We start from the raw sequence: 15,674 nt of genomic DNA, 5'->3' as shown, positions 1-15,674 counted from the left end.
CCGCCTGCCCCGCCGGCGACGGCTTCGGCACGCGTGACCAGCGTTATTTCCTGCGCGGGGCAGCAGGTTTGTCGCCAATCCAGTCGGGATGAGGGACATACCGACGGACTTGTTCGTCGAGTTCGGGACGGTGATGCAGGTCCAGGCATTTCAAAGCCGGGACGGCACTCTTCTCGGCACTAGCGCGCTTTTGCCAGCCGATCGACGAGCGTGTCGAGCTCCCGACTGTGGAACAGGTCGATGCACTTCATCGTATTGAACGACGCCGGAATCGAACCGCGGTATGTCCGGGCGGCATACCGCCGCGCGAGCGCGCGGAGCGCGTCGTAGGCTTCGATCGGCTGGTGGCCGAACTCCAGATATGCGCTCGCGGCCGCATTCGCAGCCTCCCGGTCGCGGACGCTGTGCGCGACTTGCGCAAGGCAGACGCTCAGTGCCCAATTTTTCAGCAAGGTTTTTTGCGAGTACCGCGCGACAGGGGACCGAGCATCCGGAGCCGCGACCGTGACTTGGGTCACCGCCGTGGCCGAACGGGTCGGCAGCGCCATGCAGAGAGCTAGCAGCAGGCTTTTCAGCGTAGTGCCCATATCGATGCGCGCCCTAAGCGAGCACGTTATTTTCCGCGCCGCCCGGCCGGTTTGTCACCGATCCAGTCGGGATGAGGGACATACCGGCGAACTTGTTCGGCGAGTTCGGGGCCGTGATACAGGTCCAGGCATTTCAGCAGAGCAAATTTTGCCCCGGCGTAACCTTCCACGGGATTGCCGTAATCGCGGCGCAAATAGCGCTCTGCAAGCCGCTCGACCGCCCGATCGCCCTGTTCTTCATCGTAATAAGTCCATTCCAGGAACGCACTCTTGGTGACATCGGCATCCTCGCCTGCCGGCGATCCCCGGTAAGCGAGCGACAGGCACGCCGCCAACGCCCTGTCCTTGTAATTCTCCGCATTGGTGCGCCGCACGGCCATGACCGAATCGGCTGCTTCGGCAGACAGTGCCGAACATAGCGCGACGGCGCAGACCACCCGAAAAATGTTCATTTGAGCGCCCAGAAATAAGCGCGGCTAGTGCGATAGTTCGCCTCCGGCTCGTTGAAATAGCAAGCGTCGTAGCACTTGCGTCCATTGAAAAGTGTCGCATGCCCGCTGGCGTCACTCCATCCATGCACCTCGAAAAGGATAAGACCACATTTCCCCGCCAGTGAGCCCCCGCCACTCGGTGGATAGGCAATGAGTTGAGGCGCGCCCCAAACGACTTTCAGAAACGAGACAACATCTCTGACACGATAGAAATAGTGCCGGCGATCGGCTCCTTCCCTGGTCTTGCCCGACATGAACGGGACGATTACGCCAGCTTCGTTCAGGATATAGCTCATACGAACCGCGCATGTGTTCCGCCAAGGGTTCTTTTTATCCCGGATATGCGCAGCGACGCTGCCCCCTATCACCTGGGCCACTCTCTCGCCCGAACGGGCCGGATCGTAAATCTTCGTTGACGCCGCCCACGCGGCGGCAAATGTCGGTCGTATCACTCCACTCTCCTTGGTGACGACGGCGGACCGATGCGGCAGCGAGCCCTCGCCGACTCAAACCCGCAGCCAGACCCGCAAGTTAGCCGTCCCGACACGCGTCGGCAATTGGACACGTACGAACCTGACTGCAAGCCGCGAACGGCTCACTCGACGCCTGGCGACTTATAATGTGCGGTTCAAGTCTCCAACAAGCATTTTTCGGCAAATTTCCAACCATGAGCGACAACACGCTGGCGAAGAGCTTCGAACCCCACACCATCGAGGCCCAATGGGGGCCGGAGTGGGAAAAACGCGGCTATGCCGCCCCGGCATTCGATCCGTCCCGCCCCGATTTCGCGATCCAGTTGCCGCCGCCGAACGTGACGGGCACGCTGCACATGGGCCACGCGTTCAACCAGACGATCATGGACGGCCTCGCCCGCTATCACCGGATGCTCGGCGAGAACACGCTGTGGGTGCCCGGCACCGACCACGCAGGGATCGCGACCCAGATCGTCGTCGAGCGCCAGCTCGACGCGCAGGGTGTGTCGCGCCACGACCTCGGCCGCGAGAAATTCGTCGAGCGCGTGTGGGAGTGGAAGCAGAAGTCCGGCTCGACGATCACCGGCCAGGTGCGCCGCCTCGGCGCGTCGACCGACTGGTCGCGCGAGTACTTCACGATGGACGACAAGATGTCGGCCGCCGTGCGCGACGTGTTCGTCACGCTGTATGAACAGGGCCTGATCTATCGCGGCAAGCGCCTCGTCAACTGGGATCCGGTGCTGCTGACCGCCGTGTCGGATCTCGAAGTCGTGAGCGAGGAAGAAAACGGCCACCTGTGGCACATCCGCTACCCGCTCGTCGACGGCTCGGGCTCGTTGACGGTCGCCACCACGCGTCCCGAGACGATGCTCGGCGACGTCGCGCTGATGGTTCACCCGGAAGACGAGCGCTACGCGCACCTGATCGGCAAGCTCGTCACGCTGCCGCTGACGGGCCGCGAGATCCCGGTCATCGCCGACGACTACGTCGATCGCGAGTTCGGCACCGGCGTCGTGAAGGTCACGCCCGCGCACGACTTCAACGACTATCAGGTCGGCCTGCGCCACAAGCTCGCGCCGATCGAGATCCTGACGCTCGACGCGAAGATCAACGACAACGGCCCCGAGCAGTATCGCGGCCTCGACCGCTTCGACGCGCGCCGTGCGATCGTCGCCGACCTCGATGCGCAGGGCTTCCTCGATTCGGTGAAGCCGCACAAGCTGATGGTGCCGCGCGGCGACCGCACGGGCGTCGTGATCGAGCCGATGCTGACCGACCAGTGGTTCGTCGCGATGACGAAGCCGGCGCCGGAAGGCACGTTCAACCCGGGCAAGTCGATCACCGAAACGTCGCTCGACGTCGTGCGCAGCGGCCAGATCAGGTTCGTGCCGGAAAACTGGACGACCACCTACTACCAGTGGCTCGAGAACATCCAGGACTGGTGCATCTCGCGTCAGCTGTGGTGGGGGCACCAGATTCCCGCATGGTACGGCGAGAACGGCGAGGTGTTCGTCGCGCGCGACGAGGAAGACGCACGCGCGCAGGCCGCCGCGAAGGGTTATACGGGCGCGCTCAAGCGCGACGAGGACGTGCTCGACACGTGGTTCTCGTCGGCGCTCGTGCCGTTCTCGTCGCTCGGCTGGCCGAACGAAACGCCCGAACTGCAGCACTTCCTGCCGTCGTCGGTGCTCGTCACCGGCTTCGACATCATCTTCTTCTGGGTCGCCCGGATGGTGATGATGACCACGCACTTCACCGGCAAGGTGCCGTTCCACACCGTCTACGTGCACGGTCTCGTGCGCGACGCGGAAGGCCAGAAGATGTCGAAGAGCAAGGGCAACACGCTCGACCCGATCGACATCGTCGACGGCATCGATCTCGACACGCTGGTCGCGAAGCGCACGACGGGCCTGATGAACCCGAAGCAGGCCGCGACGATCGAGAAGAAGACCCGCAAGGAATTCCCGGACGGCATCCCCGCGTTCGGCACCGACGCGCTGCGCTTCACGATGGCGTCGATGGCGACGCTCGGCCGCAACGTGAACTTCGACCTCGCGCGCTGCGAAGGCTATCGCAACTTCTGCAACAAGCTGTGGAACGCGACGCGCTTCGTGCTGATGAACTGCGAAGGCCACGACTGCGGCGCCGACAAGCCGGACGTGTGCGGCGCGGGCGACTGCGGCCCCGGCGGCTACCTCGACTTCTCGGCGGCCGACCGCTGGATCGTGTCGCTGCTGCAGCGCACCGAAGCCGACATCGCGAAGGGTTTCGCCGATTACCGCTTCGACAACGTCGCGAGCAGCATCTACAAGTTCGTGTGGGACGAGTACTGCGACTGGTATCTCGAACTCGCGAAGGTGCAGATCCAGAACGGCACGCCGGAACAGCAGCGCGCGACGCGCCGCACGCTGCTGCGCGTGCTGGAAACGGTGCTGCGCCTTGCGCACCCGGTCATCCCGTTCATCACCGAAGCGCTCTGGCAGAAGGTCGCGCCGCTCGCCGGCCGCTATCCGCAAGGTAAGGCCGAGGGCGAAGCGTCGCTGATGACGCAGGCGTATCCGGTCGCGAACCTGCAGAAGCTCGACGAGGCGTCCGAACAGTGGGCGGCCGACCTGAAGGCGATCGTCGACGCGTGCCGCAACCTGCGCGGCGAGATGAACCTGTCGCCGGCCACCAAGGTGCCGCTGCTGGCAGCCGGCGACGCCGAGCGCCTGCGCTCGTTCGCGCCGTACGTCCAGGCCCTCGCGCGCCTGTCGGAAGTGCAGATCCTCGCGGACGAAGCGGCGCTCGACCAGCAAGCGCACGGCGCGCCGATCGCGATCGTCGGCCCGAACAAGCTGGTGCTGAAGGTGGAGATCGACGTCGCGGCCGAGCGCGAGCGCCTGTCGAAGGAAATCGCGCGCCTGACGGGCGAGATCGCGAAATGCAACGCGAAGCTCGGCAACGAGGCGTTCGTCGCGAAAGCGCCGCCGGCCGTGGTCGAGCAGGAGCAGAAACGCGTCGCGGAATTCCAGAGCACGCTCGAAAAACTGCGCGCGCAGCTCGATCGGTTGCCTGCGTAACAAACGGTAAGGTCGTTTGCGTTCACTATAATCGGAACGTGAACATAGACCGTCTGACAAGTCGATTACAGGAATAAAGGTTCGATCATGTTGAAAGTCACCAAGGCGGTATTCCCCGTGGCCGGCCTCGGCACGCGGTTCCTGCCGGCAACGAAGGCGAGCCCGAAGGAAATGCTGCCCGTCGTCGACAAGCCGCTGATCCAGTACGCGGTCGAGGAAGCGATCGCCGCGGGCATCACCGAGATGATCTTCGTGACCGGGCGCAGCAAGCGCGCGATCGAGGACCACTTCGACAAGTCGTACGAAGTCGAGGCCGAGCTCGAGGCGCGCGGCAAGGAAAAGCTGCTCGAGCTCGTGCGCAGCATCAAGCCGAGTCATGTCGACTGCTTCTACGTGCGCCAGCCGGAAGCGCTGGGCCTCGGCCACGCGGTGCTGTGCGCGGAAAAGCTGGTTGCCGACAACCCGTTCGCGGTGATCCTCGCGGACGACCTGCTCGACGGCAACCCGCCGGTGATGAAGCAGATGGTGGACGTGTTCGACCACTATCACAGCTCGGTGATCGGCGTCGAAGAGATTCCGCCGTCGGAGACGAAGTCGTACGGGATCGTCGACGGCAAGGAATGGGAAGAGTCGATCGTCAAGATGTCGGCGATCGTCGAGAAGCCGGCGCCGGAAGTCGCGCCGTCGAACCTCGGCGTGGTCGGCCGCTACATCCTGAAGCCGCGGATCTTCGAGCACCTGCGCGCGCTGAAACCGGGCGCGGGCGGCGAACTGCAGCTCACCGACGCGATCCAGGCGCTGCTCGCCGACGAGCAGGTACTGGCCTACAAGTATCAGGGCACGCGCTACGACTGCGGCAGCAAGCTCGGCTACCTGAAGGCGACGGTCGAATTCGCGCTGCGCCACCCGGAAGTCGGTGCGGAGTTCGAAACGTACCTGCGCACGCGCGACGGCGGACAACCGACCGTCTGAACGCGGCACGGGCCCGCCCCGGCGGGCCCACCCTCATCTCGCGGCCAGCGCTTTCAGCGCGCGTCGGCCGGCTTCACCGAGACGACGCCCGGCATGCCGCCCGCGTCGTCTTTTTTCGTCTTGACGAGCCAGCCGTTACCGTCGCCGAACGGCACCTTCGCCAGCGCGCTCTTCACGAGCGCCGGCGCGGCCTGCTGCGTGCCCGGATCGCGGTCGCGCAGCGACGCCGACACGCGATAGACGTCGGCGCCCGATTTCGCATCGACGAAGCGCAGCGTCAACACGTGGCGGTACACGCGGCCCATGAACGGCAGCGCGAGCGGCGCGGGCCCGTCGACCGTCACGCATGCGCTGCTCGCCGCGCCGCAGCCGTCGGCGCTCGCCGCGACCGCCGCCGGCTGCGTCGCGTACGCGACCGACAACCGGTAGCGCGCATCCTTGAGCGGCTGCGCATCGAAGCCGCGGCGCGCGAGTTCGTCGCGCACGAGCGTCTCGATCTGCCGGTACTCGGCGTCGCTCGCCTGCGCGGCCGTCCGCACGAAATCGTAGCCGTGCGCCCCCGAGGCAAATGCATTCGGCTGACCGACCGCACTCACGCCGCTCGTCACGCCGGCGCAACCCGTCAACAGCGACGCCGCCAGCGCGGTCGCCGCCCATTGCTTTCTCATGGCTTTCCCCAAATACCTGCCGTCGCGCCCGGCCCTGTCAGGCGGACGGCTCGTCGATCGCGGGCAGCGACACCGTCACCGCGGTGCCGACCCCGACTTCGCTGTCGACCGACACGCTGCCCCCATGGCGCGTGACGACCGTCTTCACGAACGCCATGCCGAGCCCGGAACCCGAGATTTCGGGCCGCTCGCCGGCATGGAATCGCTTGAAACGCTCGAACAGATGCCGCTGATCTTCCGGCGCGATGCCGTATCCCTGATCGCGAATCGTACAGAACATCCGCTTCGATGCGTGCTCGACCGTCAGCGTACACGTGATCACCGTGTCGGACGGACTGTATTTGACCGCGTTGTTCAGCAGGTTCACGAATGCGCGCGTGATCAGCGAGCGGTCCGCGCGCACCCAGCACATGTCGGCGCCCACGTCGGTCTCGACACGGATGTGCTTCGCCTGCGCCTGCGGCCATACCTCGTCGCTCGCGTCGATCAGCACGTCGACAAGGCTCGTCACCTCGAGCTGGTACGCCTGCGACTCCGCGCGCGCCAGTTGCACGAACTCGTCGGCCAGCGACAGCGCGCGGTGCGCATAGCGCTCGATCCGCGCGAGCAGCCCGCGCATCGCGTCGCTCTCGACGCGGTCGCGCTCGATCTCGACCAGCGCGAGAATCGACGACTGCGGCGAGCGCATGTCGTGCGACAGCAGATGCAGCGCTTCCTCGCGCTGCCGCTCGGCCGCGTGCAGCTCGGTCACGTCGACGAGGCCGGCGATCCAGCCGGTCACGCGGCCCTGCGCGTTCGTACACGCCGCGTAGCGTAGCAGATGGTCGAGCCCGTCGCGGTCGCGCACCTCGATGCCGCGCGCCATCGCGTCGTGCTCGGCCTCGAGCGTCGGATCGAGCGCCGCCGGCCAGTGCTCGCGGATCGTCGCGTCGTGCTCGGCGTTGCCGTCGACGGTCTTCATGAACGTCAGTTCGCCGAGCGCGATGCGCAGCGGCCGCCCTTCCGGCAGCGGCAGCGCGAGCCGCGACCCGTAGCGTTTCGCCGCGTGGTTCGCGATCAGCACGGTGCCGGCGAGGTCGGTCACGAAGATCGGCTCGGGCATGCTGTCGAGGCTGTCCCACACGAAGCGCTTCATGTCCTGCACGCGCTGCGCAGCCTGCGCCATCAGCGCCATCTGCCGCTCCAGCACGTCGCCGCCGACGTTGCGCGTGCGCGGCGCCTCGGGCAGCAGGTGCGGCTCGTCCGCGAGCTTCTGCAGCTCGCGGCGCAGGTACGACATCGTCATTTCCAGCCGCCGCCAGTTCCAGATCGGGTAGACGGCGATCAGCCCGAAGATCGCGGGCGCCGGCGTCAGCCAGATGCGCGCCTCGAACAGCAGCGCCAGACTCGCGACGACGGCGAGCGCGGCAAGGCTCAGCGTCAGCAGCAACGCGCGCCACGGCGACAGCATCAGGAAGCCGCCCAGCAACACGGCGAGCGGCAGCAGCGACGCGACGAACAGCCCCGCGCGCGACGCGGGCGAGATCGCACTGCCGGTCGCCAGCATGTCGAGCACGTTCGCATGGATGTATACGCCGGCGAGCGGGCCGAACTCGCCGGACACCGGCGTCGCGAAGCGATCGTACAGCCCGGACGCCGTCACGCCGACGACGACGACCTTGCCGCGCAGTGCGTCGGGCTTCACGCGCCCTTCGAGCACGTCGTCGAACGATAGCGTCGGATACGCGGGCGTGTTGCGGCTGAACGGAATCAGGTAGCGGCCCTCGCCCGCCGCATCGCGCGACAGGTCGTGCGCGTTCGGGCCGGGCACGCCGCCGACCGGGTGTAGCCGGCCGGCCTGGATCGCACGATAGACGGGCACCATCAATTGCGGCCAGCGCACGCGGCCGTCGCTTTCGAACAGCGCGACGCTGCGCACGATGCCGTCGCGATCGACTTCGAGATTGATATGGCCGAGCCCCGTCGCACGCGCCGCGAGCGCGGCGACCGGCGGATCGACGGAGCGCGTGCCGTCCGCCTGCTCGGGGCTCAGCAGCACCGGCAAGAAGGTCGGCACGCGGCTCATCGCGTCCGCGAACGCGCGATCCTCTGGCGACGGCTCGGTAAACAGGACGTCGTAGACGACGGCGGCCGGCTGCGCGCGCGCGAGCGTGTCGAGCAGCCGCGCGTGCACGTCGCGCGGCCACGGCCAGCGGCCGAGCGCGGACACGCTCTGGTTGTCGATGTCGACGACCACCACGTCGGGTGACAGCGGCAGGCTGCGCAGCATCAGCAGCCGGTCGTAGATCAACCCGTCGACGCTCGACGACAGACGGCCGAGCGCGCACGCGAGGATCACCGCGACGCCGAGGCAGCCGATCGCGATCCATTCGATCAGGAAACGGCGGCCGAGGCGCCGCCGCGGAGAAACGGAGTCCGGTTTCATGCGCCGCGGGTCAGCGCGACAACGTGAACGCGCCGACCGGACTGGTCTTCTCGTAGAACTTGCCGCCTTCGAATTCCTCGACGATCACGGCCCAGAAATAGTCGCCCGGCGGCAGGTGCGCGACGGTGATCTGGCGCGCGTGCAGGCCGACCTGGTCGACGACCGGCGCGCTCAGGTCCTTCGAGCGCGACAGCACGAACCGGTAACGCGCGTTCTTGCCCGCCCCGTTCGGCGACCAGCGGAACTCGTAACCGCCGGCGCCCTGCGACGCGCTCGCGTCGAGCCCCATCGCCCGGCGTTCGAACGTATAGGTGCGCGGCAGCCCCTCGAGGCCGTTCGTATCGATCGCGGCGATCCGCACGAAGTAGTTGCCGTTCGGCACGTCGCGAAACACCGCGCGCGGCGAATCGGTGCGCGTTTCGCGGAACAGGTCGAGCAGCCCCGCGTCGTGCGCGAGCTGCACGCGATACGCTTGCGCGTGCGCGAGCGGCACGACGTCGAACGCGACGTCGGGCTCGTCCTGCACCTTGTCCGGATGCTCGAGCGTGGGCGCGCCGAGCAGCTCGACCGGCGCGCCGACCGCGCCCGACGACGTCGCGACGCTGCCGAAGTTCGCATGCACGAGCGTTGCGCCGGCCGGCTTGCGGCCGCCCGCGACGCCGACCGTGCCGTCGAGCACTTCGACGCGCGTCGCCGCCGTGCCGGCCGCGTCGTAGTTCACGCGAAAGCGCGTGCCGCGTACGCCGGCGACGACCGACGGCGAGCGGATCTGGAAGCGGTCGTCGCGTTTCTTCAGGTGGGTGACTTCGCTGTCGACCGAGCCGCGCGTCAGTTCGAATTCGCGATCGAGCGTGCCGGTCAGCACGGTGCGGCGCAGCGACTTCAGGTCGAGCTGACTGTCGGGCGGCAGGCTCATGTGCGTGCCGTCGGTCAGCTCGATCGTCACGAAGCCGTTCGGGCCGGTGCGCACGCGGTCGCCTTCGGCGAGCGTCGCATCGTTCGCGAGCGGCGCGAAAGCATCGCCGGACGCGCGCTCGGCCGTGCCCTGCACCGCGATCACGCGCGCGGTGAGCTTTTCCTTGCGCAGGCGCGCGACCGGCAGCTTCAGCGCGATGCCGGGCTGCAGGCGCTTCGGCGCCGGCACGCCGTTGATCTGCTGGAGCAGTTGCCAGTCGTCCGCGCCCTGCAGGTAGCGCGCGGCGACGTCGTACAGCGTGTCGCCCGCCTGCGTGCGATAGACGACCGTCTTGCCCGCGGCGGCGGGCGGCTGCGCCGCGGCCTGCTGCGCGGCGAACGCGAATGCGACCGCGCAGGCCGCGCGCAGCGCCGCCGTGCACAGGCGCGCCGTGCGCTGCGTGATGCGCGCGGTCACTCCGGTTCCCCCTGGCCGACCCGTTCGAGTCGGTAGCCGTACCCGTAGATCGGCGCGAGACGGTAGCCGTTTTCGGGCCGCAGGCCGAGCTTGGTGCGCAGCATCGAAATGTGCGTATCCATCGTGCGCGACGGAATGTCGGTCGCCTGCTTCCATACGAGGTCGAGAATGTGCGCGCGCGACAGCGGCCGGTCGAGATGCTGGAACAGCAGCAGCGCGAGCTCGAATTCCTTTTGCGTGAGGCTCACGGCCTTGTCGCCGACGTACGCCTGCTTCAGGTTCACGTCGAAACGGAACTGGTCGAACTCGCGGACGGTCGCCTCGGCATTGACCGGATACGCGCGGCGCAGCAGCGAACCGATACGTGCGCGCAGGATCGGACCCGACACGGGCTTGACCACGTAATCGTCGGCGCCGGCGTTGAGGATCTGCGTGATCCCGGCCTCGTCGTCGCGGCTCGTCATGAAGATGATCGGTAGGCTGTGCTCGGTCTGGTTCGCCCGCACCCACTTGAGCACTTCCTCGCCGGACATGTCGGGCACGTTCCAGTCGAGCACCAGCAGGTCGAACGTCTCGCGCTGCAGGCGCTTCTTCAGGGCCTTGCCTTCCTTGAACGCATAACACGTATGGCCGACGGCCGTCAGCGTTTGACTGACGAAATCCGTCTGGGCCGGATCGTCATCCAGTACAGCAATTCTCATAGCACCCCGCAAATCGAAGTCGATTCGTCCATTCGGCTCCCGCGCCTGCCCGGTCGCGCAGCGTGCGTGCGCGTCCGGATACCGGCCTGCGAGCCGTCGTTCGCCGCTCGCGCCACCTGCGCAAGCCGGCGACCCGGCTAAATATCTCAAAAACGGGGCACGGACGAACCGGCGATTTCATCATAGTAGTATGAAATTCGCCAAGAAATTGCGCGGACTATCGCCCTTTCTTCGAATAATCCTTTCTCTTGCGCAACCGGACGCCTATTCGGCGCCCGCGATGCCGGCCACCGGCTCGGCGAAATCATCCGTCGGCGACGGCCGCCGCGGCAGCGGCGGTTGCGCCAGCATCCGCTGCAGCTGGTCGCGCACGCGCTCCCACGCGCCGGCCGCGTAGTCGGGCTGGCCCGCCGCCCATGCCTGCGCCAAATCGAACACGCGTTCGATCGTCGCCCCGCAGTAGGTCGGGCCCGAGCCGTCGTCTCGCGCGGCGTCGCGCAGCCGTTCGTCCAGCCACTCGGACAGCCACGGCATCTCGGCCGCGGCCGAATCCGCATAGGCCTCCAGCGCGGCACGCGCGTGGCGGTCCTGTTGCGGATCGAGCTCGATCCGGCTCAATTCCGAGGTGCGCACGGGCGCAATGCTATCCGCTCCGGACGGACTTCGAAGGGTCCCTGGTCTGAAGGACATGTCCTCTCCCCGTTGTACGACGGTAGCGTCAGGCATGGCCCCCGAGCCCGCCGTGCGACGTACCGTGGCCGGCGCCTCCGCTGGGAGCGGACGACCGGCCGGGTCAGTATACGCAGCCGGTCACGCAACGAGGTTTAAGAATTGTCAGAGAAGCGCGGCTAGCGCTTTCCAGTGGAACAGGAGCCTGGGCGAGGCGCCTGGCGCCGCGGGACACGTGATGCGCGCCTTCAGCGGCGGCGCATCAGGAACACGAAGGTCTTGTCCTGGGTCGTCGATTCGACGATCTCGTTGCCCGTCTGCTTCGCGAACGCGGCGAAATCGCGCTGCGAGCCCGGATCGGTCGCGAGCACCTTGAGGATCTGCCCGCTTTCCATATCGGCAAGCGCTTTCTTGGCACGCAGGATCGGCAACGGGCAATTGAGCCCGCGCGCATCCACTTCCTTGTGAATCTGCATCGGCTGTCGACCTTCGAATGACGCGCCACACATGGCGCGGGAGGAAGCCGCGATTTTACCGCAGCGCCGCCGCGCGCGCCCGGGCCGCCCACGGCCAGACGCCCGCCGGCACCCGGCTCACGCGCCGGAGAAGCCGCCCGCGAGCCGTTCGCGCAGGTGCCGCACGAGCGCGCGCACCGCACTCGGCACGACCGGGCTGTACGGACGGATCGCAAAAATGTGATCGCCGAACGCGCCCGACGGCCGCCAGCCGTCGAGCAGCGCGACGAGCCGGCCGGCGTCGAGATCGCGCCGCGCGCTGAAATCGGGCAGCAGCGCGATGCCGAGCCCGCCGAGCGCGGCCTCGCGCATCGCCTCGCTGTTGTTCGCCGCGAAACTGCCGCGCACCGGCACGCTCACGCGCTCACGCCGTCGGCCGTCCGGCTCGAAGCTCCACGCGGCCGGCTCGTGCTCGCGCAGGTAGCACAGGCAGCTGTGATCGACGAGCTCGCTCGGGTGGCGCGGCGCGCCGCGCGTGTCGAGATAGTCGCGGCTCGCGACCAGCAGCGAACGCGTGTCGCACAGCTTCCACGCGACGTGGGTCTGCGGCGCGGTGGTCGTATGGCGGATCGCGAGATCGAAGCCCTCCTGCGTCAGCGAATGCAGGCGGTCCGACAGGTCGAGCTCGATTTGTACGCCCGGATGCTGGCGCAGGAAATCCGGCAAGTGCGGCACGACCTGCTGGCGCCCGAGCGCGACCGGCGCCGTGACGCGCAGCAGCCCGCGCGGCTCGCCGGCGAGATCCTTCACGCGCGCGAAGTGCTGGCCGATCGACTCGAACGCGTCGCGCGTGCTGTCGACGAGCGTCTGGCCCGCATCGGTGAGCCGCACGCTGCGCGTGGTGCGGCGCACGAGCGGCACGCCGGCCGCCTTTTCGAGATCGGCGATGCGCTGGCTCATCGCGGCCTTGCTGATGCCGAGCCGCTGCGCGGCAGCCGTGAAGCTGCCGGCCGCGGCCAGCACCGTCAGCGAATGGATATGCGGCCAGAGCGCCTGGACATTTTGCTGATTCATCCAGTGATTATTCAGAATTCTGAACAGTGAATCAAGCTGCGCGGCCTTCTCGCGCCTGGCCGCTTTGCCTAGACTAGGTGCGGTCCATCCCCCCATTCCAGGAGACGCGCATGACCACGGTTCCCGCATATACGTCCGACGCCGACGTCGGCCACTACATCGACGGCGCGCCCGTCGCCGGCCGCAGCGGCCGCTTCCAGGACGTCCTCAACCCGTCGCTCGGCCGCGCGGTGCGCCGCGTCGCACTCGCCGGCAACGACGAAGTCGACCGGGCGGTCGCGTCCGCCCACGCCGCGTTCCCGGCCTGGGCCGATACGCCGCCGATCCGCCGCGCGCGCGTCCTGCACCGCTTCCTGCAACTGATGAACGAGCACCGCGACACGCTGGCGGCGATCATCACGGCCGAGCACGGCAAGGTGTTCTCCGACGCACAGGGCGAAGTCGCGCGCGGCATCGACATCGTCGAATTCGCGTGCGGCGTGCCGCAACTGCTGAAGGGTGACTTCACCGACCAGGTCAGCACCGGCATCGACAACTGGACGATGCGCCAGCCGCTCGGCGTCGTCGCGGGCATCACGCCGTTCAACTTCCCGTGCATGGTGCCGTGCTGGATGTTTCCGGTCGCGCTCGCGACGGGCAACACGTTCGTGCTGAAGCCGAGCGAGCGCGACCCGTCGGCCGCGCTGTTCATCGCCGACCTGCTTACGCAGGCCGGCCTGCCGGCCGGCGTGTTCAACGTCGTGCAGGGCGACAAGGGCGCGGTCGACGCCCTCCTCGACCACCCGGACGTGCAGGCCGTCAGCTTCGTCGGCTCGACGCCGATCGCGGCCTACGTGCAGCAGCGCGCGGTGCAGTCGGGCAAGCGCGTGCAGGCGCTCGGCGGCGCGAAGAACCACCTCGTCGTGATGCCCGATGCGAACATCGAGCAGGCGGTCGATGCGCTGATCGGCGCCGCGTACGGCTCGGCCGGCGAGCGCTGCATGGCGATCAGCATCGCGGTGCTGGTCGGCGACGTGGCCGACAAGATCGTGCCGGCCGTGGCCGAGCGCGCGCGCAAGCTGGTGATCGGCGACGGGATGTCGCCGGAAGTCGAGATGGGCCCGATCGTCACCGGCGAAGCGCTCAAGCGCATCGAAGGCTATATCGAGCAAGGCGTGAACGAAGGCGCGCAACTGGTGGTCGACGGCCGCGGGCTGCGCGTGCCGGGCCGCGAGGCCGGCTTCTTCACCGGCGGCACGCTGTTCGATCACGTGCGGCCCGACATGCGGATCTACAAGGAAGAAATCTTCGGGCCGGTGCTCGGCTGCGTGCGTGTGAAGGATTTCGGCGAAGCGGTCGACCTGATCAACGCGCACGAGTTCGGCAACGGCGTGTCGTGCTTCACGAGCGACGGCGGCATCGCCCGCGAATTCGCGCGGCGCATCCAGGTCGGGATGGTCGGCATCAACGTGCCGATCCCGGTGCCGATGGCGTGGCACGGCTTCGGCGGCTGGAAGAAGAGCCTGTTCGGCGACATGCACGCGTACGGCGAGGAAGGCGTGCGATTCTACACGCGCCAGAAGTCGGTGATGCAGCGCTGGTCGTCGAGCATCGGCAAGGGCGCCGAATTCGCGATGCCGACCGCGAAGTAAGCCGACCGGTGCGCCGTCGGCCGATCCGTTCGGCGGGCGACGCACCGGTCGTCGAGGTCAACCGGCCTTCGTGCCGTGCGCGCCGTCGGCGGTCGGCAGGTACGACAGCTCGAGCCGGTACGCAAGCGCGACGAACAGGCTCTGCGCGAGGCCCATCGTGGCCGTCAGCGCGCGGAAGCCGAACGTCGCGCTGTCCTGCACCATCAGCGTCACTTCCGCCTCCCGCGCGAGCGGGCTCATCCGGCTGTCGGTGATCGCGATCAGCCGCGCGCCGCGCTGCGCGGCCTGCTGCGCGACCTGCACGGTCTCGTCGGCGTACGGCATGAACGAGATCACGATCATCACGTCGCCTTCGCGCACCGAGCGAATCTGGCCGAGATGCATGCTGCCGAGCGCGCTGAACAGCCCGATGCGCTTGTCGGTATGCTGCAGCGCATAGTCGAGATACACGGCGATCGGAAACGCGCGCCGCGACCCGGCGATCCAGATCGCCTGCGTATCGGCCAGCAGGTCGACAGCCTGCGCGAGCGCGTGCGAATCGAGCGTCTGCCGCAACTGCTGCATACCGGCAATGCTGCCCTTGATGAACTCGTCGGCGATCTGTTCGGGCTGCAGGCTCGACGAACCCGATTCGATCACGTCGCGCACACGCAGGTTGTATGCGCGCCCCGGCGCGATCTGCTGCGCGAGCCCCTCGCGGAACAGCCGCTGCATCTCGGAGAACCCGGAGAAGCCGAAGTGCTTCGCGAAGCGCACGACCGCCGACGGCTGGACGCCGCAGGCCTCCGCGAGCGACTGGATGCCCTCCAGCCCAAGCTGGTCCCGATGTGTTTCCACGTGGCGCGCAATCACCTTCAGGCGATTGCTGAGGCCGTCGTACTCCTGCGTCAGGTGCTGCAGGAACGCCTCGACGGTGGCGGGCGGTTTCTCGGATGAGCTCATCGGATAGCGCGAAGTTGACGGCCCCGATGCGCGCGTGGCTGGCCGGCGCGGCCCGGGGCTCGACTGGATACATGCATGAAGGGCGAATTTAATCACGTTTGCGGCACGGCCCGCGCCGCCCGCTCGCTCCCACGCGCTCGATCATCACTTGC

14 protein-coding genes are annotated in these 15,674 nt (G+C 67.5%); 3 read left to right on the top strand and 11 right to left on the bottom strand.

Annotated features, from left to right (window positions below; genetic code table 11):
• Positions 1 to 179: 179 nt before the first annotated feature.
• Genes A9Z05_RS30470 through A9Z05_RS35555 form a run of 3 tightly spaced genes read right to left on the bottom strand, consistent with a single transcriptional unit; the run spans position 180 to position 1,446 of the window.
• Complete coding sequence (locus A9Z05_RS30470) at positions 180 to 587, bottom strand: T6SS amidase immunity protein Tai4 family protein (RefSeq protein WP_218077831.1); 408 nt, start codon at positions 585 to 587, stop codon at positions 180 to 182.
• 26 nt (positions 588 to 613) lie between these two features.
• Positions 614 to 1,039, bottom strand: coding sequence for a type VI secretion system amidase immunity protein Tai4 (locus A9Z05_RS35560; protein ID WP_141723516.1), 426 nt, complete (start codon positions 1,037 to 1,039; stop codon positions 614 to 616).
• Positions 1,036 to 1,446, bottom strand: a complete 411-nt coding sequence (locus A9Z05_RS35555) for a type VI secretion system amidase effector protein Tae4 (RefSeq protein WP_256122136.1) — start codon at positions 1,444 to 1,446, stop codon at positions 1,036 to 1,038. The genes A9Z05_RS35560 and A9Z05_RS35555 overlap by 4 nt, the downstream gene beginning before the upstream one ends.
• A gap of 299 nt (positions 1,447 to 1,745) precedes the next feature.
• Here A9Z05_RS35555 and A9Z05_RS30460 point away from each other — a divergent pair, with 299 nt between their 5' ends.
• Both A9Z05_RS30460 and galU read left to right on the top strand, forming a co-directional pair.
• The gene (locus tag A9Z05_RS30460; protein WP_069621324.1) at positions 1,746 to 4,613 is read left to right on the top strand and encodes a valine--tRNA ligase; all 2,868 of its coding nucleotides are present in this window, start codon (positions 1,746 to 1,748) and stop codon (positions 4,611 to 4,613) included.
• An 87-nt stretch (positions 4,614 to 4,700) separates the two neighbouring features.
• Positions 4,701 to 5,585 (top strand): UTP--glucose-1-phosphate uridylyltransferase GalU, encoded by an 885-nt coding sequence (gene galU, locus A9Z05_RS30455; protein ID WP_050017561.1) that lies wholly within the window; start codon positions 4,701 to 4,703, stop codon positions 5,583 to 5,585.
• Between the two features lie 53 nt (positions 5,586 to 5,638).
• Here galU and A9Z05_RS30450 read toward each other — a convergent pair whose 3' ends face one another.
• The 7 genes from A9Z05_RS30450 to A9Z05_RS30420 form a co-directional block, all read right to left on the bottom strand.
• Positions 5,639 to 6,253, bottom strand: a complete 615-nt coding sequence (locus A9Z05_RS30450) for a DUF4136 domain-containing protein (RefSeq protein WP_069621323.1) — start codon at positions 6,251 to 6,253, stop codon at positions 5,639 to 5,641.
• A 37-nt stretch (positions 6,254 to 6,290) separates the two neighbouring features.
• A complete protein-coding gene (locus A9Z05_RS30445; protein ID WP_069621322.1) occupies positions 6,291 to 8,678 on the bottom strand; it encodes a CHASE2 domain-containing protein in 2,388 nt (795 codons plus the stop codon).
• 10 nt (positions 8,679 to 8,688) lie between these two features.
• On the bottom strand, positions 8,689 to 10,050 hold the full coding sequence (locus A9Z05_RS30440; protein ID WP_069621321.1) for a FecR domain-containing protein: 1,362 nt from the start codon (positions 10,048 to 10,050) through the stop codon (positions 8,689 to 8,691).
• Entirely contained in the window at positions 10,047 to 10,751 is a 705-nt protein-coding gene (locus A9Z05_RS30435) for a response regulator transcription factor (protein ID WP_006490421.1), read from the bottom strand. Before A9Z05_RS30435 ends, A9Z05_RS30440 begins: the two co-directional genes overlap by 4 nt.
• Positions 10,752 to 11,015: 264 nt before the next feature.
• Positions 11,016 to 11,441 carry a peptidase gene (locus A9Z05_RS30430; protein ID WP_069621320.1) on the bottom strand — a complete coding sequence of 142 codons (426 nt, stop codon included), beginning with the start codon at positions 11,439 to 11,441 and terminating at the stop codon, positions 11,016 to 11,018.
• A 227-nt stretch (positions 11,442 to 11,668) separates the two neighbouring features.
• On the bottom strand, positions 11,669 to 11,896 hold the full coding sequence (locus tag A9Z05_RS30425) for a sulfurtransferase TusA family protein (protein ID WP_006402122.1): 228 nt from the start codon (positions 11,894 to 11,896) through the stop codon (positions 11,669 to 11,671).
• Between the two features lie 117 nt (positions 11,897 to 12,013).
• Positions 12,014 to 12,949: a LysR family transcriptional regulator gene (locus A9Z05_RS30420; protein ID WP_069621319.1), complete on the bottom strand. Its 936-nt coding sequence runs from the start codon at positions 12,947 to 12,949 to the stop codon at positions 12,014 to 12,016.
• A 110-nt stretch (positions 12,950 to 13,059) separates the two neighbouring features.
• Here A9Z05_RS30420 and A9Z05_RS30415 point away from each other — a divergent pair, with 110 nt between their 5' ends.
• Positions 13,060 to 14,580, top strand: coding sequence for a CoA-acylating methylmalonate-semialdehyde dehydrogenase (locus A9Z05_RS30415; protein ID WP_069621318.1), 1,521 nt, complete (start codon positions 13,060 to 13,062; stop codon positions 14,578 to 14,580).
• Positions 14,581 to 14,637: 57 nt separating this feature from the next.
• Here A9Z05_RS30415 and A9Z05_RS30410 read toward each other — a convergent pair whose 3' ends face one another.
• Entirely contained in the window at positions 14,638 to 15,522 is an 885-nt protein-coding gene (locus tag A9Z05_RS30410) for a MurR/RpiR family transcriptional regulator (protein WP_069621317.1), read from the bottom strand.
• Between the last annotated feature and the right edge of the window lie 152 nt (positions 15,523 to 15,674).

This window comes from Burkholderia sp. A2 (genome assembly GCF_001729305.1).
Taxonomy (GTDB): domain Bacteria; phylum Pseudomonadota; class Gammaproteobacteria; order Burkholderiales; family Burkholderiaceae; genus Burkholderia; species Burkholderia sola.
The sequence above is the reverse complement of the archived record's forward strand: the minus strand, read 5'-3'. Positions and strand labels throughout refer to the sequence as shown.